Source organism: Actinomycetospora aeridis (assembly GCF_037400275.1).
GTDB classification, from domain to species: Bacteria; Actinomycetota; Actinomycetes; order Mycobacteriales; family Pseudonocardiaceae; genus Actinomycetospora; species Actinomycetospora aeridis.
The window spans coordinates 335560-356755 of the sequence record NZ_JBBEGL010000004.1; the positions used below are offsets into that span (position 1 = coordinate 335560).

General features: G+C 74.9%; 22 protein-coding genes. 7 read left to right on the forward strand and 15 right to left on the reverse strand.

Annotation, left to right across the window (positions count from 1 at the left end; all coding sequences use genetic code 11):
- On the forward strand, window positions 1-807 hold the full coding sequence (locus tag WCD41_RS16260) for a polysaccharide deacetylase family protein (protein WP_337714507.1): 807 nt from the start codon (window positions 1-3) through the stop codon (window positions 805-807).
- A complete protein-coding gene (locus tag WCD41_RS16265; RefSeq protein ID WP_337714508.1) occupies window positions 804-1559 on the forward strand; it encodes a polysaccharide deacetylase family protein in 756 nt (251 codons plus the stop codon). Before WCD41_RS16260 ends, WCD41_RS16265 begins: the two co-directional genes overlap by 4 nt.
- On the opposite strand, the gene WCD41_RS16270 is transcribed toward WCD41_RS16265, so the two are convergent.
- Window positions 1528-2976, reverse strand: coding sequence for a sugar transferase (locus tag WCD41_RS16270; protein WP_337714509.1), 1449 nt, complete (start codon window positions 2974-2976; stop codon window positions 1528-1530). The genes WCD41_RS16265 and WCD41_RS16270 overlap by 32 nt on opposite strands.
- A gap of 465 nt (window positions 2977-3441) precedes the next feature.
- Here WCD41_RS16270 and WCD41_RS16275 point away from each other — a divergent pair, with 465 nt between their 5' ends.
- The gene (locus WCD41_RS16275) at window positions 3442-3771 is read left to right on the forward strand and encodes a hypothetical protein (RefSeq protein ID WP_337714510.1); all 330 of its coding nucleotides are present in this window, start codon (window positions 3442-3444) and stop codon (window positions 3769-3771) included.
- 70 nt (window positions 3772-3841) lie between these two features.
- Window positions 3842-4003, forward strand: coding sequence for a hypothetical protein (locus WCD41_RS16280; protein WP_337714511.1), 162 nt, complete (start codon window positions 3842-3844; stop codon window positions 4001-4003).
- Between the two features lie 48 nt (window positions 4004-4051).
- Here WCD41_RS16280 and WCD41_RS16285 read toward each other — a convergent pair whose 3' ends face one another.
- From WCD41_RS16285 to WCD41_RS16300, 4 genes are all read right to left on the reverse strand, one after another.
- Window positions 4052-4654, reverse strand: a complete 603-nt coding sequence (locus WCD41_RS16285) for a histidine phosphatase family protein (protein ID WP_337714512.1) — start codon at window positions 4652-4654, stop codon at window positions 4052-4054.
- A complete protein-coding gene (locus WCD41_RS16290; protein ID WP_337714513.1) occupies window positions 4603-5586 on the reverse strand; it encodes a lysylphosphatidylglycerol synthase transmembrane domain-containing protein in 984 nt (327 codons plus the stop codon). The genes WCD41_RS16285 and WCD41_RS16290 overlap by 52 nt, the downstream gene beginning before the upstream one ends.
- 208 nt (window positions 5587-5794) lie before the next feature.
- The gene (locus WCD41_RS16295) at window positions 5795-6673 is read right to left on the reverse strand and encodes a methyltransferase domain-containing protein (protein WP_337714514.1); all 879 of its coding nucleotides are present in this window, start codon (window positions 6671-6673) and stop codon (window positions 5795-5797) included.
- The gene (locus WCD41_RS16300; RefSeq protein ID WP_337714515.1) at window positions 6616-7620 is read right to left on the reverse strand and encodes a glycosyltransferase family 4 protein; all 1005 of its coding nucleotides are present in this window, start codon (window positions 7618-7620) and stop codon (window positions 6616-6618) included. Before WCD41_RS16300 ends, WCD41_RS16295 begins: the two co-directional genes overlap by 58 nt.
- Window positions 7621-7649: 29 nt before the next feature.
- Between WCD41_RS16300 and WCD41_RS16305 the strand changes: the two genes are divergently transcribed.
- Window positions 7650-8195, forward strand: a complete 546-nt coding sequence (locus WCD41_RS16305; RefSeq protein WP_337714516.1) for a DinB family protein — start codon at window positions 7650-7652, stop codon at window positions 8193-8195.
- 13 nt (window positions 8196-8208) lie between these two features.
- On the opposite strand, the gene WCD41_RS16310 is transcribed toward WCD41_RS16305, so the two are convergent.
- Complete coding sequence (locus WCD41_RS16310; protein WP_337714517.1) at window positions 8209-10461, reverse strand: transglycosylase domain-containing protein; 2253 nt, start codon at window positions 10459-10461, stop codon at window positions 8209-8211.
- 250 nt (window positions 10462-10711) lie between these two features.
- On the opposite strand from WCD41_RS16310, the gene WCD41_RS16315 reads away from it, so the two are divergent.
- The gene (locus WCD41_RS16315; protein ID WP_337714518.1) at window positions 10712-11224 is read left to right on the forward strand and encodes a L,D-transpeptidase; all 513 of its coding nucleotides are present in this window, start codon (window positions 10712-10714) and stop codon (window positions 11222-11224) included.
- Here the strand turns inward: WCD41_RS16315 and WCD41_RS16320 are convergent.
- From WCD41_RS16320 to WCD41_RS16335, 4 genes are all read right to left on the reverse strand, one after another.
- A complete protein-coding gene (locus tag WCD41_RS16320; protein ID WP_337714519.1) occupies window positions 11217-11618 on the reverse strand; it encodes a 6-pyruvoyl trahydropterin synthase family protein in 402 nt (133 codons plus the stop codon). The two genes, WCD41_RS16315 and WCD41_RS16320, sit on opposite strands and share 8 nt — an antisense overlap.
- A 60-nt stretch (window positions 11619-11678) precedes the next feature.
- The gene (locus tag WCD41_RS16325; RefSeq protein WP_337714520.1) at window positions 11679-12626 is read right to left on the reverse strand and encodes a hypothetical protein; all 948 of its coding nucleotides are present in this window, start codon (window positions 12624-12626) and stop codon (window positions 11679-11681) included.
- A gap of 107 nt (window positions 12627-12733) precedes the next feature.
- Complete coding sequence (locus WCD41_RS16330) at window positions 12734-12958, reverse strand: FmdB family zinc ribbon protein (protein ID WP_337714521.1); 225 nt, start codon at window positions 12956-12958, stop codon at window positions 12734-12736.
- Between the two features lie 164 nt (window positions 12959-13122).
- Entirely contained in the window at window positions 13123-14094 is a 972-nt protein-coding gene (locus tag WCD41_RS16335) for a zinc-dependent alcohol dehydrogenase (RefSeq protein ID WP_337714522.1), read from the reverse strand.
- 54 nt (window positions 14095-14148) lie between these two features.
- Between WCD41_RS16335 and WCD41_RS16340 the strand changes: the two genes are divergently transcribed.
- Entirely contained in the window at window positions 14149-16467 is a 2319-nt protein-coding gene (locus tag WCD41_RS16340) for a CDP-alcohol phosphatidyltransferase family protein (RefSeq protein WP_337714523.1), read from the forward strand.
- 12 nt (window positions 16468-16479) lie between these two features.
- On the opposite strand, the gene WCD41_RS16345 is transcribed toward WCD41_RS16340, so the two are convergent.
- The 5 genes from WCD41_RS16345 to WCD41_RS16365 form a co-directional block, all read right to left on the reverse strand.
- Window positions 16480-19101 carry an Hsp70 family protein gene (locus WCD41_RS16345; protein ID WP_337714869.1) on the reverse strand — a complete coding sequence of 874 codons (2622 nt, stop codon included), beginning with the start codon at window positions 19099-19101 and terminating at the stop codon, window positions 16480-16482.
- A gap of 251 nt (window positions 19102-19352) precedes the next feature.
- On the reverse strand, window positions 19353-19625 hold the full coding sequence (locus tag WCD41_RS16350; protein WP_337714524.1) for a hypothetical protein: 273 nt from the start codon (window positions 19623-19625) through the stop codon (window positions 19353-19355).
- A 33-nt stretch (window positions 19626-19658) separates the two neighbouring features.
- Entirely contained in the window at window positions 19659-20312 is a 654-nt protein-coding gene (locus WCD41_RS16355; protein WP_337714525.1) for a Clp protease N-terminal domain-containing protein, read from the reverse strand.
- A 9-nt stretch (window positions 20313-20321) separates the two neighbouring features.
- On the reverse strand, window positions 20322-20549 hold the full coding sequence (locus tag WCD41_RS16360; RefSeq protein WP_337714526.1) for a hypothetical protein: 228 nt from the start codon (window positions 20547-20549) through the stop codon (window positions 20322-20324).
- A gap of 15 nt (window positions 20550-20564) precedes the next feature.
- A complete protein-coding gene (locus WCD41_RS16365) occupies window positions 20565-21167 on the reverse strand; it encodes a hypothetical protein (protein WP_337714527.1) in 603 nt (200 codons plus the stop codon).
- Window positions 21168-21196: the final 29 nt, after the last annotated feature.

Genomic DNA, 21196 nt, shown 5'->3' on the forward strand with positions numbered 1-21196 from the left:
GTGTCCCGTCTCCGCCACGCGGTGGCGTGGCGCGCCGAGCGCGCCCGCGGGCAGGTGGCCGCGGCCCGCGTGGCGGGCGAGCGCCGCCTCGGGTCGCTGTGGCCACCGGGACCCCCGGGGCCGCCGACGAGCCGCATCCTCTGCTACCACTCGGTGGGCACCCCGCACTGGGGGACCAACGACGTCACGCCGGCGCGCTTCGCGGGGCACCTGGAGCGGCTGCTCGACGCCGGGTGCCGGATCGTGCCGGCGTCGGAGCTGGCGGCCGGGGACGTCCCGGACGGTCCGCGGGTGGCGCTGACCTTCGACGACGGCGCCCGCAGCCTGCTCGACCAGGTCGCCCCCGTCCTGCGCGACCTCGGCGTGCCGTGGACGGCGTTCGTCGTCACCGGGTGGGCCGACGGCGGGCACCGGTACGGCCACGACCTCGTGCTCGACTGGCACGAGATCGAGGCGCTCGCCGCGGCCGGCGCGACCATCGCGAGCCACTCGGTGGACCACCCGAACTTCGCCGGCCTCGCCGAGGGCGAGGTCGGCGAGCAGCTGGTGGCCTCCCGTGCGGCGATCCGGGCGCGGCTCGGCATCGACACCCGCGAGTTCGCCATCCCCGTCGGGCGGGCCCGCGACTGGCCCGCGGGGGCGCAGCGGGCGGCGCGCGACGCGGGCTACGACACCGTCTACGCCGCCACCGAGGACCGGCGCCCGCCGGGCACCGTGCCCCGTACCTTCATCACGCGCTTCGACGATCCGCGCGTGTTCCGGACGGCCCTGGCCGGCGGGTTCGACCGCTGGGAGGAGTGGCTGTGACGGTTGCCTGCTACCACTCGGTCGACCCGGACTGGGACCAGGAGCTCTCCGTCGAGCCCGACGCCTTCGCCCGCCAGTGCGCGGTCCTCGCCCGCCGCCGGGTGGTCTCGCTCGACGCCGTCGAAGCCCGACTGGCTGCGGGCGCCGCGCTCCCCCGCCGCCGGGTGCTCCTCACGTTCGACGACGGGTTCGCCGACAACGCGGTGCACGCCGCGCCGGTGCTGCGCCGTCACGGGCTGCCCGCCACGTTCTTCATCGTGGCGGCGAGCCTGACCCCGGGCGGCGTCGACGTCGACTGGGTGCGCGGCGTCCCCGCCGACGAGGCACCCCCGCTGCTGGACGTCGACGCCGTGCGCGCCCTCGCCGCCGAGGGGCACACGATCGCGAACCACAGCTGGTCGCACCGCGACCTCACCCAGCTCTCGGAGAGCGAGTGCCTCACCGACCTGCGCGACAGCCGCGAGCTGCTCTCCGACGTGCTCGGGCGCAGCGTGACGACCGTGGCCTACCCCTTCGGCCGGCACGCCGCCCACGTCCGGCGCGCCGCGCAGCGCGCCGGGCACACCTGCGCCTTCGGCCTGCCCGACCGCCCCGAGGAGACCGGCCCGTTCGCCGTGCCCCGGGTCGGCATCTACCGGGGCAACAACCTCGCGACCTTCCGGCTCAAGATGAGCGAGCCCTACCTGCGCGTGCGGACCTCCAGGACCCTCGAGCGGGCCCTCACCACCGCCCGCGGCGCAGCAGCTCGCTGACCGTCACCAGCATGATCCGCAGGTCGAGCCAGAACGACCACGTCGCGATGTAGTAGTTGTCGTAGCGGGCGCGCTCGGCGATCGAGGTGTCGCCCCGCAGGCCGTTGACCTGCGCGAGGCCCGTCAGCCCCGCCGGCACGCGGTGGCGCGCGGCGTAGCGCTCGTAGCTGTGGGAGAACTCCTCGACGAAGGCCGGGCGCTCCGGGCGCGGGCCGACGAGGCTCATGTCGCCGCGCAGGATGTTCCACAGCTGCGGGAGCTCGTCCAGCGACGTCCGTCGCAGGAAGCGGCCGACGACGCCGACGCGCGGGTCGTCCTGCACCGACCAGCGGGTGTCGCCGTCGGCGTCGACCCCGGCCTGGCCCGGCGTGCCGTCGGCCTGGCGCACGCTGCGGAACTTCCAGATCTCGAAGATCTGGTGGTGCCGGCCGACCCGCTTCTGCCGGAAGATGATCGGGCGGCCGCTCTCGAGCAGTACCGCGGCGGCCACGACGGCCAGCAGCGGCGCGAGCAGCAGCAGGGCGACGCCCGCGGTGACGACGTCCATCAGCCGCTTGAGGCGGAAGCTCGCCCGGCGGGTGGGGTCGACGCTGAGCCGCACGAGGGGGTAGCTGCGCAGGCGCTCCACGCCCGAGGTGTCGTGGTAGAGCTCGAACAGGCGCGGCACGACCATCACCGAGCACCCGAGCGAGTGGGACGCGATGGCCGCGTTGACGACCTCGGTCTCGCGGCCGGCGAACGCCAGCACCACCGTGTCGACCCGCCGGCTGCGCACGACGTGCGAGAGGTCGTGCCGGGAGAGGACCTCGATCCCGTCGACGCCGTCCAGGCCGTCGGAGCCGTTCCCGGTGGTGTCGAGGACGGCGACGGGCAGGAGCCCGAACTCGGGGTGGTCCGCCATCGTGCGCGTGAGGTCGAGACCGACGGCGTCCGCGCCGACGACGAGCGTGCGGTCGCCCTGGCGCAGGCGCCGCCGCACCCAGCGCGCGAACTGCAGCACGAATGCGCGCTGCAGTTCGCTCAGCAGAATGATCAGTCCGAGGGTGACGATCACCTGCTTGACCGGGAGGTCCGGACGGTCGGCGACGACGACCGCGCTCACGGCGAGCACGAAGGCGACGCACGCCGCGATGAACGCGCGGGACATGTCGTCGAAGTACGAGAGGCGCAACCGCGGGCGATAGAGGCGGGAGGCGCCGTGCAGGGCGATCACGACCGCACCCAGCGCGAGCGTGACCGTCGCGGGGAGATCGGTGATCGCCATCGCCGCGCCGACCGCGAGCAGATCGCCGAGGACCAGCAGCACCATCACCGAGCTGAGACAGGCGTTGATCCTGCGCAGCCGGGACAGCGTGCGATCGAGGGGGCGCGGACGCTGCCCGCCCTCGGTGCGCAGGTGGGTGCGCGGGAGGGCCACCGTGACGGTGTCACCTTCCGCCCACGAGAACTCGACCTTGCGTCGTTCTCTGCGACGCAGAAGGTCAGTGGTCATCAGCCCCCCAGCCGACGAGCAAACCCCGGCATTCCCCCGACACGCCCGCGCTCTCACACGACCGAGCCGCGTTTGCTAGATCAATTCATTCGAACGAGGCACGATTGTCACAGATCTCGAACACGCTGTGAAGGACTCACTCAGGGCGATGACACACGGCCGAGTGATCGCTCGTCGTCGAGGTCTGACGGTCCGTGTGCCGCCGTGTGCGGAGAATGAGTGAGGATTCAGTCAGAACGATCGAGACAGATCCGGAGACGGACGATCCGGGAACGACTTCCCCGGACTTTCTTGCGTTTTGGTCTCGTTCGCCCCGCGGACGCCGCGCAGGGTTCAACCTGATCGCCTGGCGCCCACCCCGTCACCACCATCCGGCGCCGGGGGGATGCGATGAAGATGCTGGCTGTCGCCGGAGGTGCCGCGGTCGCGGCGTTGGCGTGGGCGGTCGCCCCGTGGGTGCACCTGCGCCGGCACGGGACGCTCGACGAGCAGACGGTCCGGGGCTGGCGGGCGGAAGCGGCCGCCCTGGAGGAGGCCCGGCAGGCTCAGCAGGCCCGGGAGTCCCGCGCCGACCAGGCCGCGGCGGCGGACGCCGCGCCGGACGACTCCGTCCCGCGCATCCCGCGCCCTCGCACGCGGAGCAGCCGCCGCGCCCGCGACACCGAGCGCGCCGTCACCCGCTCGGAGGAAGATCCTGCAGTTTCCTCGACACACAGCTAACGATCCGGCCCCGGGACGCGAGAACTGATCACAGGCCGGCACGGACGCCGGCGGGCACCCGGGGGTTCTCATGGCCAAGCACGCGGCTCCGCAGACCATCGTCGCCGTCCCGAGCGGCACCACGGTCATCCGGCCTGCCGTCGTCAGCGCCGAGGCCTACCTCGGCAAGCTCCGGGCCATGGCGACCGGTGCGGCCGCGGCCGCGCCGGTGATCGGGCGGCACGCGCGGTAGGTGACCCGGGTTCGTCGGCCGGCGCGGTGCCGACGAGTCCGGGGACCGTCACGCGGGCTGGGCCGACCCCACGTGCAGCGGGCCCTCGTCGTTGACGGCGAGGAGCAGCGGGGCGGCACCGCTGGTGTCGATGCGGCAGACCGCCGCGTCGACGAGGAACATCCGCCAGGCGATCTCGATGCCGACGTCGAGCGCCCAGCTGATGGCCGCCTTGATCGGCGAGACGTGGCTGACCACGACGACCTCGCCCACGGCCGCCTCGGCGGCGAGCTCGGCGCACGCGGCGGCCACCCGGGCCCGGACGGCGACGAGCGACTCGCCGCCCGCGGGCACGTGCTCGGGGTCGGCCCGCCACGCCCGCCACGCGTCGCCGTCGAGCGCCGTCATCGGCTGGCCGTCGAGGTCGCCGTAGTCCATCTCCGTCCAGCGCGGGTCGCACTCGACGTCGAGGTCGAGATCACCGCCGAGCAGCGCCGCGGTCTGGCGGGCCCGCAGCAGCGGGCTCGACACGAGTCGGGTGGGCCGGGGCAGTCCGGCGGCGAGGGCGCGGGCCTGGCGCCGCCCCGTCTCGGTGAGCGGCGTGTCGGACCGCCCGCACATCACCCCGCGGGCGTTGCCCTCACTCTGACCGTGGCGGACGAGGGTGAGCACGTACGCCACGGTAATGCCGCGAACCCGGCCAACCGCCGCGCATTCGGGCGACCGACGGCGTCCGCGAGCAGGACCAGCCCGCCGGGCAGGCAGGAGATCAGGGCGAGCACGCCGTAGACGACGGCGGTCGCGAGGCCGTGGCCCGGGTCGAGGCCGACGGCGGCGAACGCCACCGCCGCGACGGCCTCCCGCGGGCCCCAGCCGCCGACCGTCAGCGGCACCGACATCGCGAGCAGGGCCACCATGACCAGCGGCAACAGCTGCCCGAGCGGCGCGCCGACCCCGGCGACCCGGGCCGCGAGCACGAACAGCGCGAGCAGCCCCGCGAGGGCGACGAGGGAGAACAGCAGCACCGCCGGCGCCGTGCGGACGCGGCCCAGGCCCTCGCGGACGTCGCCCAGTGCGGCCACCAGCGCGACCCTGATGCGGGCCCCCCGGCGGGACGTGGCGATCCACACACCCGCGGCCAGCGCCGCGACCGCGACGGCGCCCACGAGCACGCCGAGCCCGGGGCCGACGAGCGAGTGCAGCAGCGCCGGGCTGGCCACCAGGACGACCACGCCGACGGTGACCACCACGACCTGGCCCGCCACCCGCTCGATCACCACGGCGCGGGCGCCGCGGGGGTCGCCGGGGCGGTGGTGGCGCACGGCGCGGTGCACGTCGCCGAGCACGCCGGCGGGGAGCAGGGAGTTGAGCAGCGTCGCGCGGTAGGCGTCGGCGGTGGCGTCGCGCAGGGAGAGCTCCAGGCCGACGCCGCGGGCGACGACGCACCAGCGCGCCGCGCCGGCCACGGTGGTCACCGCGCCGAGGGCCAGGGCGGCGGCGACGGTCGGCCAGGTGATCGCCGCCAGCGCCTCGACGACGCCGCCCGCCCCGAGGCGCACGGCGAGCAGGGCGGGGATGCCGAGACCGACGACGAGGCGGAGCACGGTGCCGAGGGTGCCTCGGCGGGCGGGCGCGGGTGGGTCGTTTCGTGAGATCCGATCTTCGGGACTCCGGCGCGGCGTGGGGAGCGCCGGCGGGACGGGGGGAGCGGGGAGCTCGGTCGCGGGGAGCGGCACGGTGAGATCCAGACGGGGAGCTGGGGAGCGGTCTGCTGTTCTCGGGGAGTTCTCGGGGGAGATCTCGGGGTTCGGGCTACGGCAGCGCCAGCAGGTCGAGGTGGCCGACGGTCACGCGGAGGCGTCCCTCCTCGGCGGCCTCGAGGCGGCGGGCGAGGTAGGCGTCGGCGTGGCGCGCGAGATCGGGGTCCTGCGCGACGGCCGCGGCCACCCAGCCCTGCAGCCAGGCGACGACGAGGTCGACGTCGTCGAGCCCGAGGTGCCAGGGGCTCGCCCGCGACCGGACGTGGGCGCCGAGGCGGGCGAAGGTCTCCTCGGCGACGGCGGCGGCCTGCGGACCGAGCAGCGTCCGCCCGTCGACGGTGCGCTGCTGGTGGGCGTCGAAGGCCGTGGCGACCGTGAGGTCGCGGGGCTCGGCGGGCTCGACGCGCACCTGGCCGACCACCGAGAGCGTCAGCAGCGCCGCGCAGCCCGCGCCGACGCAGGCGGCGGCGATCGCCTCCACCTCCGCGGCGGTGAGCACGTCGAGCAGCGCCGACGCGGTGACCAGGTCGACCCCGGCGAGGTCGTCGGCGGTGAGCGTGGCGACGTCGAGCTCGCGGGTCTCGACGGTGACGGGGGAGCCGTCACGGGCCCGCGCCGGGAGCCGGTCCGCGGCGTGGGCCAGCAGGGCGGCGTCGCGGTCGGCGAGCACCCAGTGCTGCGGGCCGGGCAGGCGCGGCGCGAGCCAGCGCGCCATCGACCCGGTGCCGGCGCCGAGGTCGAGGATGCGCCCGGGGGCGGGGTGCCCCGCGCGCAGCTCCTCGACGAGGTCGACCGCGCGGGCCTCGGCGTCGGCGCCCTCGCGCAGCGCGAGCCAGTCGGGGGCGGCGGGGGCGCCCGCGGCGGCGTGCTCGCTCAGCCGGTACGCAGGCCGGCCAGGGCCTCGTCCACCCGCCGCGACGTCTGTGTCCACGTCGTCAGCCTGCATCGTTGGGACGACGCTGAGATCCGTAACCCGTCCCGATGCGGGCGTTCGGCGAACCAGCGGTGCAGCGTTGCGACGAGTGCCGGTACGTCCTCAGGAGGCGTTAAGACTCCGCCATTCGCCACGGTGTCGGGCAGCCCGCCGACGGCGCTCGCGACCACCGGGATGCCCCGAGCGAAGGCCTCGGTCACCACCATGCCGTACGTCTCGACCCGCGAGGGCGCGACGAGCAGGTCCGTCGCGTGCCAGATCCTCTCGAGCTCTCCGCCCGTCCGGGGGCCGGGGAGGCGGACGCGGCCGGCGAGGCCGTGGTGCGCGATGCGCCCTCGCAGGTCGGCGACGAATCCCGGCGTGCGCCCGGTGGGCCCGACGAGGTCGAGCGTCCACGGGTGCTCGCGCAGCGCGGCGAGGGCCTCGACGAGCAGGTCCTGCCCCTTGGTGGGCGTGACGGCGCCGAGGCAGAGGAGGCGATGGGCGCCGTCGGTCCCGGACGCCGGGCGCGCGGGATCGACGCCGGGGACGGCGACGACGACGGGGACGCGGTCCGCGAGCCGCCGGGCCGTCCAGGGGCTCGTGGCGATCACCGCGCCGGCGGCGCGCAGGACCTCGCCCTCCGCGGCGTCCAGGTCGGGCTGCTCCTCGCCGAGGGGCAGGTGCACGAGCACGGCGAGCGGGCGGCGCGCGGCGTGCGGGACGACGACGTCCGGGACCCCGCAGGCCACCAGCCCGTCGAGCAGCACCGGCCCGTCGCCGTCGGCGAGCGCCGCGTCCAACCGCGCGCGGGCGGCGTCGTCGGGGCGCGGCCAGGCCCCGGGGATCTGGACGTCGCGCACCGGGCGGCCGAGCGCGCGCAGCCCGTCGATCACCCGCGCGTCGTAGACGTCGCCGCCGCTGACCAGCGCCGGGTCGGCGACGGGCCGGATGACGGTGGGCACGCCCCCAGGATGGCCCTACGGTGCGCGGGGTGGACCGCTCCGACCTCCCGCCCCTCGCGGCGGAGGACCACGTCTGCGACCCGTGCGGGATGCGCTTCGCCGACCTGACCGTCGAGCAGGCCGGCGAGCTGGTGGCGGCCGTCCCGGCCCGGGCGCGGGCCGCGGTGGCGGCGCTCGAGCCGGCGCGGCGACACGGCAGGCCGTCCGAGGGCGTGTGGTCGGCCGCGGAGTACGTCTGCCACCTGCGCGACGTCGCCATGGCCTTCACCATCCGGCTGCACCGCGTCCGCACCGAGGACCGCCCGGCGCTCGAGCCGGTGTTCAACGACCTGCGCGCGCGCCGCTTCCGCTACGACGACCACGACGTCGACGCCGTCCTGGACCAGCTCGGGATCGTGACCCCGGGGCTGCTCGTCGAGGCCGCGCGGTTCTCCGAGGCTGACTGGGACCGGACCTGCACGCGCCTCCCGCACGAGGAGCGCACGGCCCGCTGGCTGCTGCGCCAGGCCGCCCACGAGGGCGTGCACCACGTCGCGGACATCACCGCCCCATGTGAGCGAACTTCGGGGCCATAGCCCCGAAGTTCGCTCACGTACCCGGGGCGCGCGGGGCCGGGGCGAGGTGGCCCGTGGACGTCGTCACGGTGACCGCTTGACCCTCGATGCCGCCGCCGAGCGGGTTCTCCCCCACCACCGTGCCGGCCGGGGCGCGGCTGTCCACCGACGACGTCGCGACGACGAAGCCGGCCTGCTGGAGCTCGGCCGTCGCGGGCCCGGCCTGGTCGCCGATCACCGCCGGGATGTCCGTCAGGCGCCCGCCGGTGAGGAACCGCGGGTCCGGGGCCGGCAGGGGCTGCACCGGGCTCGCACCCAGGATCGGGGTCATCGCCCGGTACCAGGTCTGCGCCGGCGTCGTCCCGCCGAAGAGGTTGCCGGTGCCGCACGACGTGGGCGGGCTGCCCGTGCAGATCGGGCGGGGCGCCGACGAGTCGTCGAACGTGATCGCCGCGGCCGACAGCGACGGCGTCGCCGCGACGAACGCCCCGGACTCCGAGGTCTGGGTGGTGCCGGTCTTCGCGGCCGTCGGGCGGTTCCACCCGGCGGCGGTCGCCGCGGCCGCCGAGGTCCCGCCCGGCTGGTCGTCCTTCGACAGCCCGGTCATCTCGGTGTCGGCCAGCGGCCCGGGCACCACCTGCTCGCAGGCCGGGGTGTTGAGGGTGACGGGCCCACCGGACGGGTCGGTCACCGACGTCACCGGGCTCGGCGGGCACCACACCCCGTGGCTCGCCAGCGTCGCCCCGACGTTCGCGAGCTCGAGCGAGCTCGTCGGCGTCGGGCCGAGGGTGAACGACGCCTGGTGCTGCGCGCGGACCTCGTCGGCGATCGACGGCTGCCCCGGCCCGGGCGACTCCGCGAGCGAGCGCAGGCCGAGCTTCACGGCCATGTCGACGACCGGGGTGATGCCGGTGGTCTCCTCGAGCTTGACGAACGCGGTGTTGGGTGACTGCGCCAGCGCGTCCTGCAGGGTCATCTGCGGCGGGTAGTCGCCGTCGTTGGAGACGACGAAGCCCGGCGTCAGGGGCGACGCGTAGCCGTTCGGCGGGACCGGGATGACGTTGTCGATCCCGCCGCCCTGCGCGAGGTACGCCGAGGACGTGAAGATCTTGTAGACGGAGCCGGCGCCGAGGTTCTCCGGGGTGCCGGGCAGGTCGTAGGTCGTCTGGTGCTGGTCCGCGTCGAGGCCGTAGCCGCGGTTGGCGACCATCGCGGTCACCCGGTGCGCGTCCGTGCCCGGCGCCACGATCGACAGCACGTCGGCGATGTGCGGCTGGGTCGAGGGGACCTCGGCGTCGACGGCGGCCTTGGCCCGGTCCATCGTGGCGCGGTTCATCGTGGTGCGGACCGTGTAGCCGCCGCGGCGCAGTTCGTCGGTGCCGATCCCGCTGCGCTCGAGGTAGTCGAGCACGTAGGAGCAGAAGAACCCGGCGTCGCCCGCGCCGACGCAGCCCTCGGTGAGCCCGTGCAGGACGGGGTCGACCCCGAGCGGCGCCGCCGTGGCCTCGGCGGCCTGGACCGGGGTGATGTCGCCCTGCTGGGCCATCTGGTCGATCACCACGTTGCGCCGGCCCGTCGCGGCCGCCGGGTGGCGCACGGGGTCGAAGGCGGCCGGGCTCTGCACCATGCCGGCCAGCAGCGCCGCCTGCGGCACGGTGAGGCGGTCGGCGGTGGTGTCGAAGTACGTGCGGGCCGCGGCCTGCACGCCGAAGGCCTGGTTGCCGAACGAGACGACGTTGAGGTAGCGGGTGAGCAGCTCGTCCTTGCCCACGGTGTGGTCGAGCTGCTCGGCGACCTCGGCCTCGCGGACCTTGCGCCCGAGGTTCGGCGCGGTCGCCCGCAGCTGCTCGGCCGGCGTCTGCGCGGCCACGTACTCGTCGTAGTTCTTGACGTACTGCTCGGTGAGCGTCGAGGCGCCCTGCGTGGCGCCGCCCGTCGAGTTGTTCACCAGCGCGCGCACCACGCCCCGCGCGTCGAGGCCGGACTCGACGAAGAACCGCCGGTCCTCGATCGCCACGATCGCCGCCTTCATCGACGTCGCGATCTGCGCGGACGGCACGACCTGCCGGTTCTGCTCGTAGAGGTAGGCGAGCGGCGCGCCGGCGTCGTCGGTGATCGTCGTGACCGACGGCATCGCCCCGGTGAGGACGCCGGGCGTGGTCGCCGCGACCCCGTCGACGGCCTGGGCCGCCAGCTGACCGAGGCCGCCGGCCACCGGGTAGAGCAGGCCGGCGACGAGCACGCCGCCGATCACCCCGATCGCGAGCAGGCGCGCCGCGAGCGTCATCGATCTCCGCACGGGGAGCCATCCTGCGCCTGCCTGCTCGCGGCGCGCGTGAGGCGCGGACCAGCGAAAAGGCGCAGACCGGACGCCGCGGTCGCAGTCCGGCGAGATCCGCACCACACCCCGGCGGACACCCACGGGCCCCCTGTCCGGAGGACGTGTGTGTGCGTGCGACCGTGCGGGGGAACGCCGGTCGTGCTCCCCCATCCACATCGATCTGCTTCGTCGACCCCGACGACGAGGAGGCTCTGCCATGGCAGGCCGACACCGCCGCTCCACCACCCCCGGCCGCAGCATCACCCGCGCCGGTCTCGCTCCCCTCGGCATCGCGTCCGCCGCGGTGCTCGCCGCGGCGCCGCTGGCCAGCGCGGCCCCCGCCCAGCCCGCGGCGCCCGCCGCCGGGGGCCTGGGCGCCCCGCCGTGCGACGACAGCGCCGACGTCTGCGTCGACCTGAGCCGCAAGAAGGCGTGGCTCACCGACGACGGGCGCGCAACCGGCGACCCGATGCCGATCACGTCGGGGTCGCCCGAGGACCCCACGCCGACCGGCACGTTCGCGGTGCAGCGCAAGGAGCGCTACCACGTGAGCAAGGAGTTCGACGACGCGTCGATGCCCTACTCGGTGTTCTTCGACGGCGAGGGCCGGGCGTTCCACTCCGGGAGCCGCTCGAGCAACTCCCACGGCTGCATCCGCCTCGACACGCAGGACGCCCGCGCGGTGTTCGCGGCGTTGGAGCCCGGCGACGAGGTCCAGATCGTCAGGTGAGCGTCAGCTCGTAGCTCGCCGACGCCACGTGGGACTCGTGCAGGGTCACGGTGATCCCCGCGAGGCCGTCGGCGTGCGGGCCCAGTCGCCCGTCGCCGGCCCGCTCGGCGAGGCGGCGGGCGACGACCTGCGCGAGGTACTCGGTCGTCGTGTTCACCCCGGCGAACTCGGGATGGTCGTCCAGGTTGGTGTAGGTGAGGTCGGCGAGCGCGTCGTGCAGCTGCTCGGTGGCGAGCCCGATGTCGACGACGATGTTGTCGGCGTCGAGCTCGGCCCGCCGGAAGGCGGCGTCGACGACGAACGTGGCGCCGTGCAGCGCCTGCGCCGGTCCGAAGACCGCTCCCCGGAAGCTGTGGGCGATCATGATGTGGTCGCGGACCGTCACGGAGAACATCGACGCAATGTGCCCTACGGGCATGTGAGCAGAAAACAGTGCTCCCGCCCACATTTGTGCTCACCTGCACGCAGTGCACCTCTGCAGCTCGTCCTGCCAGCCGAGCTCCGTGAGCCGCGTCCCGACGAGCACCGCCGCCTCGCACGGGGCGTGCCGCGTCTCCTCCCACCCGAAGACCATCCGAGCCCGGTGCGCCAGCTCGGCGGCGTTGTCGCGGGCACGATCCCTCCGGGCCGTGCGCGTGTTCGCGTGGTAGCGCCATCCGTCGAGCCGCACCAGGAGATCACCGAGCGGCATGGCGTAGAGGAGGTCCTCCGCGAGGTGACGGCCCTCGACGATGACGCGGACCTGGCGCTGTGGTGCCGGGAGCCCGTGGGCCTGTTCCACGTCGAGCGCCCAGTCGGCCTCCATCAGTGAGCCCACCCCGTCGCGCAACAGGGTGACGGCATCGCGCAGCGGGCGGAGGTAGCGGCGGGGCCGACGCAGCTCGAGCGCCTCCTCGAGGCGCTCGGCCGGCACCTGCGCGCCGGCGGCCAGCGCGGTCAGGGTGCGCATGGCGCGGCGCGCGTCGGGTTCGTCGACGGCCAGGTCGACGATGGTGTGCACCTTGCTCACCCGCGGCGGGTCGTCGTCGACGGCGATGTGGTCGAAGGCGCGGGAACGGTGCACGGCCACGCCCTCGCACCCACGCGCCGACGAGCCGTAGGGCACCGCGACGTGCACGGGGCCGGTCTCGTCCTCCCGCCGCAGGCCCAGCACCGCCGCCGCCGACCGGTGGCTCAGCGCCGCCGGTCCGGGCACGAAGAGCAACGCTGCTCGTCGGCGCGCCTCGGGTGTGAGTGGGCCGGTGAACGTGGCCAGCACGCCGTGCTTGCGCAAGGTCCATCGTCCCGCGTCGAGGTGCGCAGTGATCGTGTCGGGCGTGATGCCGCGTGCCAACGCCTGGCGGCGCGTCACCAGCCCGTCCTGCGCCCGCACCAGACGCAGCCAGTCCTCGGGATCCTCCATGTGTGGTTCGACGCAGCACCGGCGTCGGGGGATCCATGTGCGCTACGCGCATGTGAGCAGAAAATTGTGCTCCAGCACGCGCTTGTGCTCACGTGCGCGGAGCGCACCTAGCCGCAGCACCCGCCGCCGCAGCAGCCCCCGCCGCCGCCCGCGGGTGCCATCGCCGGGGGCTGCGCGGTCCGGGCCTTCCCGCCGAGCCCGACCGTCGTCAGCAGCTTCACGGTGTCGTCGTGGCCGGCCGGGCAGTCGGCGGGGTCGCTCGCGGCCGCCATCGGCCGGTCGACCTCGAACGTCGACGCGCACGTCCGGCAGCGGAACTCGTAGCGCGGCATGGTCGTGAGCTTACGAACGCGGAGTTCGCGCGCATAGAAGCAGCGAACGGCCCGTTCGTTGCGAAGGCCTGGCTGATCTTCGCGGTGCGAACGCGGACTTCGTACGCATAGAAGCAGCGAACGGCGCGTTCGCTGCCAACCCGCCGGGGCGCGTTCGCTGCGGATCAGGGCGCGTAGTCCACGCGCACCCCCAGACCGGGGCGCTCGCCGGACGCCAACGCCGGCATGACGGCGGGCAGGTCGTCGAACGCGCAGGTGTCGGTGATCAGGGCGTCGAAGCGCGGGTCCGCGAGCAGGCGCAGGGCCAGGCGCAGGCGGTCGGACGTCGACCAGCGGGCACGGCGGGCCGGGGCCACGCGGCCGACCTGGGTGGCGCGCAGGGTCAGGCGCCGGGAGTGGAACGCCTCGCCCAGCGGCACGCGGGGGGCGCGGTCGCCGAACCACGACATCTCGACCACCTCGCCCTCGTCGCCCACCAGCTCCAGCGCGCGCGCCAGCCCGGCCTCGGTGGTGCTGGCGTGCAGGACGAGGTCGCACTCCGCCGCCGCCTCGTCCGGCGAGGCGAACCCCACCCCCAGCGCCCCGGCCACCGCGCGCCGCGACGGGTCCACGTCGACGAGCTCCACCCGCACCCCCGGGAACGTCGCGAGCACCCCCGCCACCGACGCCCCGACCATCCCGGCGCCGACCACCGCGATCCGGTCGCCCACCCGCGGCGCGGCGTCCCACAGCGCGTTGACGGCGGTCTCGACGGTGCCCGCCAGCACGGCGCGCGACGGTGGCACGTCGTCGGGGACCTCGACCACCGACGCCGCCGGCACCACCGCGCGATCCTGGTGCGGGTAGAGCCCGAACACCGTGTGCCCCTCGCCCGGCCCGGCCTCGACGACCCCGACGGCGAGGTAGCCGTAGACCACCGGGCCCGGGAAGTCGCCGGTCTGGAACGGCGCGCGCATGAGCCCGTACTGGCTCGCCGGGACCTCCCCGCGGAACACCAGCGTCTCGGTGCCGCGGCTGATCCCCGAGTGCCGGGTGCGGACGACGACGTCGTCGGGCCCCGGCTCGGGCAGGGGGATCTCGACGATGTCCGCCCGCCCGGGCGTCTCCACCCGGAACGCCCGCGCCCTGCGCGTCATCCGACCGACCCCTCCTCCACCCACCGTGATCTCCGGGCGGCCATGCTGGCACGTGTGCGCCGCGTGCCCCCGATCCTGACCGCCGAGCTCCTCGGCGGCGCGCTCGCGAGCGTGGGGCTGCTCGGCGCGCTGGGCGCGGGGGTGGGGCTGGGCCCGTTCGGTCTCGTCGTCGGGGCGACGGCCGCCGCGGCGCTGGTCGCGCTGCTCGCGGGCGGTCACGTCGACGCGCTCGGCCCGGCCGGGCGGGTGACGCTGATCCGCGCGGTGCTCGTCGTCGGCGTGACGGCGCTCGTCGCCGACCCGGTCCCGGGGTCGACGCCCGCCCTCGTCGCCCTGGCCGCCGTCGCCCTGGTGCTCGACGGCGTGGACGGGGCCGTCGCCCGGCGGTGGAACGTGGCCTCGGCGTTCGGGGCCCGCTTCGACATGGAGCTCGACGCGTTCCTGCTGCTCGTCCTGTCGTGGCACGTCTCCGGTCAGCTCGGGAACTGGGTCCTGCTCATCGGCCTCGCGCGCTACCTCTTCGTCGCCGCGGGCGTCGTGCTGCCGTGGCTGCAGGGTGAGCTGACGCCGAAGCGCTCGGGCAAGGTCGTCGCCGCGGCGCAGGGTGTCGTGCTCGTCGTGGCGGCGTCGCAACTGCTGCCGACGGTCGTGGCCGGCGTGCTCGTGGCGGCCGCGCTCGCGTCGCTGCTGTGGTCGTTCGGCCGCGACGTGGTCCGGCTCTGGCGGGGCGCGGACAGCCACCCGGTGCGGGTCCGTCGCGGCCTCGCCGGGGTGCTCACGCTGGTGGCCGGCGTGCTGGTGCTCGTCGCGCTGCTGCTGCCCGGCGACATCGCGCGCCTCGTCCCGCCGTCGGCGCTGCGGGTGCCGTTCGAGGTGCTGGTGGCGCTCGTCGTCGCCGTCGCGCTGCCCGCGGGGGCGCGGCGCGTGCTGGCGTGGGTCGCGGGCGCGGTGCTCGGCCTCATGCTCGTGCTGACGCTGTTCGACCTCGGCTTCTCGGTGTCGATCGCGCGCCCCTTCGACCCCGCCCGCGACGCGGTGCTGCTCGGCAACGCCTACGACTTCGTCGCCGAGACCTCCGGGCCCGCCGTCGGCGTCGTCGCGGCCGTCGTCGTCGCGGTGCTCGGCGTCGCGCTGGTGGTGGGCACCGGCGGCGCGGTCGCCCGGCTCGCGCGCATCGCCGCCGCGCACCGCTCCGGGGCGCTGCGGCTGGCCGGCGTGCTGGCCGTCGCGTGGTTCGTCGCGTGGACGCTGTCGGTGCAGCTCGTGCCCGGCGTGCCGGTCGCGTCCCGCGACACCTCGATCCGCGCGGTCGACCGGGCCGTCGAGATCCAGGCCGGCGTGCGCGACCAGCAGGCCTTCGCCCGCGAAGCGTCCGTCGACGCCTTCCGCGACGTCCCGGACGACCGCCTGCTCACCGCGCTGCGCGGGCGCGACGTCGTCGTCGCGGTGGTCGAGAGCTATGGGATGTCCGCCCTCGACGACCCGGGGCTCGCGGCCGGGGTCCGCCCCGTCGTCGAGGACGGTGAGCGGCGTCTGAACGCGGTCGGCTACGGCGCGCGGACAGGGAAGCTGACCTCGCCGGTCGCGGGCGGCGGCAGCTGGCTCGCCCACGCGACCCTGCTCTCGGGGCTGTGGATCGACGGCGAGCAGCGCCACACCGACCTCGTCGCGTCCGACCGCCTCACCCTGACCCGCGCGTTCCACCAGGCCGGGTGGCGCACCGTGACCGTCCAGCCCGGCACCACCGGGCCCTGGCCGGAGGCCGCGTTCTTCGGCCTCGACCGCGCCTACACCCACGACGATCTCGGTTACCGCGGCCCGCGGTTCAGCTGGTCGCCGATGCCCGACCAGTACCTGTTCAGCGCCTTCGACCGCTTCGAACGCGGACCCGGCGCCCCGCCGACCATGGCCGAGCTGGTGCTCACCTCGAGCCACGGGCCGTGGGCGCCGCTGCCGCGCACCGTGCTGCCCGACCAGGTCGGCGACGGCAGCGTCTTCGGCCCCGAGGAGCCGCAGCGGTCCTTCCAGTCGATCTTCACGACGCCGACGCCCGAGGTGCGCGACGACTACCGCCGCAGCATCGAGTACTCGCTCTCGCAGGTCTACGACTGGACCGAGCGCCAGGCGGCGGCGAACCCCGCCCGCGCGCCCGTCCTCGTCGTGCTCGGCGACCACCAGGCCTCGCCCGTCGTCACGGGCCCGACCGCCGACCGGGACATCCCGATCTCGATCGTCAGCCGCGACCGCGCCGTCCTCGACGCCGTCGGCGGCTGGGGCTGGGCGGACGGGCTCACCCCCGACCCGGACACCCCGGTGTGGCGGATGGACGCCTTCCGCGACCGGTTCCTCGACGCCTACGGCCCGCAGTCTTGATCAAGCGACGGTTCAGCGCAGGGCGAGAAGGATGGCGACGACGAGTACCAGCAAGAGCAAGGCTGCTGCCACCGCCAGGGCTGCCACCCGAGCAGGGGATCGGTGAGCCTGCTGCGGCGGCTGGGACTTGACGTTCTCCCTCGAGGACGGCCGCTGCCTGCGGAGCGGTCTGTCGGGGTCGTATCCGGAGGGCCCAAATCCCGACGGTGAGCCGACCGACGAGGTCCGCGTGGTCCACTGAGGAGGAGAAGGCGGCGGCACTCGTCCTGTTGTCGGAGGTCGAGAGCGTCGGACGGGCTCTCTGGTTGCCGGCGCTCCGGGCCTGGCCATCGGCTCACCCGCTCCGGCAGCACGGGTGGACGAGGGTTTCGCCGCACCGGCCGACGCCGCACCCGTCGACAACGGGCTCCCCGACGCAACGCCTGCCGCCGCCCCCGCCGGTCGAGATGAAGGTCGGGACGGAACGGCCGGGTCAGCCAACAGCGGCAGCCGGTACCAGTGGATGGCACTGAGCGAGGCCGGCGGAAGGTCTCTGCTCCGGTCCTCAGGCCGAGGATCCTGCCAGTACACAGGCCTGACGAAGTGCTCACGGCGGAGCCCCAACGCGTGTTCCCACTCGTCGCGGACGTGGCGCGATGCCATCGACCGGTGGGACCAGAAGAGCTGGAAGACATCGGAGGTATCGATCATCTCGAGAAGCCGTGGCTGCCACCGCTCGCCACTGCGCAACGCGTGGGCATCGATGAGGAAGTCGTCGCCGCAGAGGCGCGCATAGTCCAGGACTCCCTCGACGACCCGGCGATCGTCGTGCGCGTAGGACACGAAGATCCGCCGGTACGGCCGGCCGGTCACGATCGTCTGGGCAGAGGACGGCGCCGCTCCGCCTCCGACCGTGATGCGGAAGCGGACTTCGCCGACGAGCACGATGCCGAGGTACACGCGAAAACCACCCTCGATCGATCGCCCGTGATCCGCGTGAGTGACCATCCGGAACTCGAGCTCGTGCATCGCTTCTTCCCATCGCAACCACGCACGCGACGGTGTGACCCGACCGCTCTCGAGCCAGGGTTCGACGATGAGGTCCCCGCCGCGGGGCAACCAGCGGTGCCCGTCGGCGACGACCGGGCGGTAGGTGGCGCTCTCCGTGGAGAGACGCCGACGCGCCCGGTCTCCGACCACCTCCGCGAGGTCGGTGACTTCTCCGGTGAGCGCATCGATCTGTGGGTCGGCGCGGTGGATGTAGAGCAGCAGAGGGTGCGGCAACCCCGACGTCATCCGTGTGGGTCGGAAGACGGTGTATTGGACGTCGTCCCCTTCCGAGGGGTCGTAGGGCAGGAAAGGTGTGGAGGCCGCCCCCGAAGGTGACGGGTGGTTCGTTCCGGCGAATGTCGTGCCGTCGATGGGCTCGCCCCGCGCCTCGGGAGCGGCGGGGGGCGGCGGTGACGTGGGGGTCTGGAAGCCGGCAGGTGTGATGGGTGCCGGTGCGTCGTCAGGGCCCGAAGCGTCGCGCAAGGTGGCTCGGGCCGCGTCCCGGCTCGTCGAGAGCGCGCCGAGCACCGCGGCGCTTCGTGGTTCCTGGTGGAGGATCGTGATGAGTCCGAATGCGCCGACGACGAGCCTCGCGACTTGCGGGGTGCGACTGACACCACCGGTGAGGTGGACGGCCACGAGCCCGTCCGGCGTCGTGCCCGCTCGGGCCACGGCGTCCTGCAGCTCGGCGAGACTGCGTGCGAGTAGTGGCTCGACGGCTCGCTCGTACTCGGAGCGTGTCACCCGAATCTCGTCGTCGAGGCTCGGGAGCCAGAGGGCGACCGTCGTGCGGTGCGACAGCGCTTCTCTGGCCTCGACGGCATCGCGACGCAGCTCAGCGCGCCGACGGTCGGCGGCGCGGCCCTCGGCTTCCCAGAGCCCGTTCCACCGGTCCGGGTCGAGCTCTTCGGCGTGCTCGCCCACGACCTGCATGAACGCGGCGTCGAGGTCCTCGCCGCCGCAGGCCGCGCCGCCGGGAGACCCTGCGAACTCGAAGCCGTCGTGACGGTGCCGCAGCACCGCTGTGTCGAACGTGCCGCCACCGAGGTCGTAGACCGCCACCATTCCGCCGTGGGGAACCGCCCTGCCGACGCTCGCGGACCACTGGGCGGTGGCGATCGGCTCGGCGAGGAGTTCAGGTTCTCTCAACCCGGCCCGGTGGGCGGCCTCGGACAGCCGGCGCAGCTCGACCCCGCCTGCCGACCACCGCGCCGGATGGGTCAGCACCACGCGCGAGGGGGGACGACCGCCACGTCGACGGGCTGCCTCCTCCGCGACGCTCTGGAGCACGGCCGCCACCAGATCGACCGGCTCGATGTCCCGCCCTCCGAGCCGTATGTGCTCGCAGGCCACCAACGCCCGTTTCGGCGTCCGCTCGGTGCGGTCCGGGGCCGTCGCGGACGAGATCGTCGCGAGGCGGCCGGTGATGATCGAGCCGTCCTCGTCGACGCAGACCAGTGACGGCATGGACGTCGAGCCATCGATCTCCAGGACCTCGGCGCGCCCATCCACGAGCGTGGCCGCCGTCGTGAACGACGTCCCGAAGTCGATCGCGAGCTCCCAGCGCGGCCCGGACCTGCTCGTGACGTCTCGCGACTCCGTCATGGCCACATTCCTCCCGGTCTCTCCGACCAGGGGCGAGCCCCGACCCCCCTTGCCGCGCATTATCGGGCGGGCGCAACGGAGTGCGCCAGCGTCCGTTGGAGCGCCAGGCGATCAACCCGCACCAGACCCGTCCGGAGATCAGGAGCACGTCACGCACCCGCCGAGACGCCCTGAGACGCCCTGAGACGCGTCAGGCGCTCCTGATCTCCCGGTCGTCCGCGCACGAGACGCCCGGGCCGCCCCGCGGCGAGCTAGGCCACCTCGTCCGCGGAGAAGCCGCCGGCGGAGTAGGTGATCACGGCGCCCTCCTCGGCCTTGGAGAGCAGGCCCGCGACGGCGTCGCGGCAGCGCGAGGCGTCCTCGACGTGGTCGAGCCGGCCGGTGACGTCGATGTTGTCGTGGCGGTGGGTCTCGACGGTGACCATGAACCCGCCGTCGGGGTGCGGCAGCGTCTTCACCGCGACCACCTCGGAGACGCGGTACCAGTCGCCGTCCTCGGCACGGATCCAGCTCGGCTTCGCCATGCGCCGGATTCTGTCCCGCCGAGATCGCCCGCGTCACGCCTCGGCGAGTTCTTCCTCCTGCTCCGGACGTGGGGCGCGCCACGCCGTGGACAGCAGCCCGCTCGGGTCGCGCGGGGTCGGCCGGGGCGCGGCGTCGACGTCCGGGGCCCGGGCGGCGAGGGTCGCGCCGGCGGCGGCGAGCTCGACGGCGTCGACGCCGAGGGCCGCGAACATCTCGGCCGCCTGCCCCCACGGGCGGGCGGCGAGAGCGGCGAGCACGGCCGAGGCGGTGACGACGCCGTCGGTGGCGGTCCGCGCGGCGTGCCGGAGCACCTCGGCGACCGACTCCCCCGCGACCGGCCCGCCCCGCACGGTCGGCGACGGGACGATCCGCGCGAGCGTCTCCACCGTCACCACGGGCTCCGACACCGAGGACAGCACGACGAGCGCCATCGCCGCGTCCGCCATGGACGGCGTGACACCGGCGGCGGCCAGCAGCCCCGCCTCGGTGCCGCCGGCGCGCACGAGCCCGAGGAGGAGGTGCCCGGTGCCGAAGCACGCGTGGCCCCGCTCGTGGGCCTCCTGCCACGCCAGGGCGATGACCGCCTCGGCGTCCTCGGCGACGGTCGGGCCGGAGCCGGGTGGCGGCACCGGCACCTCGAGGCGGTCGCCGGTGAGCGCGTCGTGGATGGGCGTGGTCGTCCCCATGAGCGGTGCCTAGCGGGTCTGCGCCTTCCGGACGAGCAGGCCCGCGGGTCGCCGGGCGCGTCCGGGTCCGGCACGGCACCCGCGGTCATCGGCCGCGGTCCCGGCCGGGGCCGTCCCGGCGAGGGTGGGACGAGCGTGGGTGACGACGCCCCCGGTGCCGTGACGCTGCGCCGACCGTGCCGCCGCGGCCCGCCCGATCGGCGGCATCGCCCCCGACACGCCGACCTTCCGGTCCACGCTTCGTTCCGCGGATCACTCGTCGGGGTGGCGGTCCCCGGCGTCGTGCACTGCGTGGTCGTAGTACCGCAGCACACCACGGGCGCCGTGGGCGGCGAAGCCGGCCTGCGGGTCGGAGGGCTCGTCGGGCACCGCGGCGAGGAGGCCGCGCAGGTGCCGGTCGACGAGGGCGTCGAAGTCCTGCCAGCGGCCGACGGCGGCGTCGAGGTCGGCGGGCTCCCCGGCGAACGCCCGCTCGGTCGCGGCCACGGCGTCGGCGAGCGCGGCGCGGGCGGCCGGGTCGACACCCTCGAGGTCGTCGGCCGCGTCGAGCACCAGGCGCGCCGCCCACAGCACGTCGTCGACGTGGTAGCCGAGCCAGCGCCGGCGGCGGTGCACCGCCCCCAGGTGCGGCCAGCGCTTGCGCGCCGCCTGGCGCGACCGGCCGGTGACCCCGCCCAGGTCGGCCAGGCTCGCCCCGAGCCACACCGTGGCCTCCGCCCGGCGGGCGGTGACGGACGCGGTGGCCGCCCGGACCTCGGCCTCCACCGCGAGCGCCGCCCCCAGCCCGGCCAGGGCTCGGCGCCGCGCGTCCTGCTCGCCCGCACGGTCGTCCGGCTTGACGCCCGGATCGACCACCGTGCTCGTCCCGACGGCCTCCTCGACCG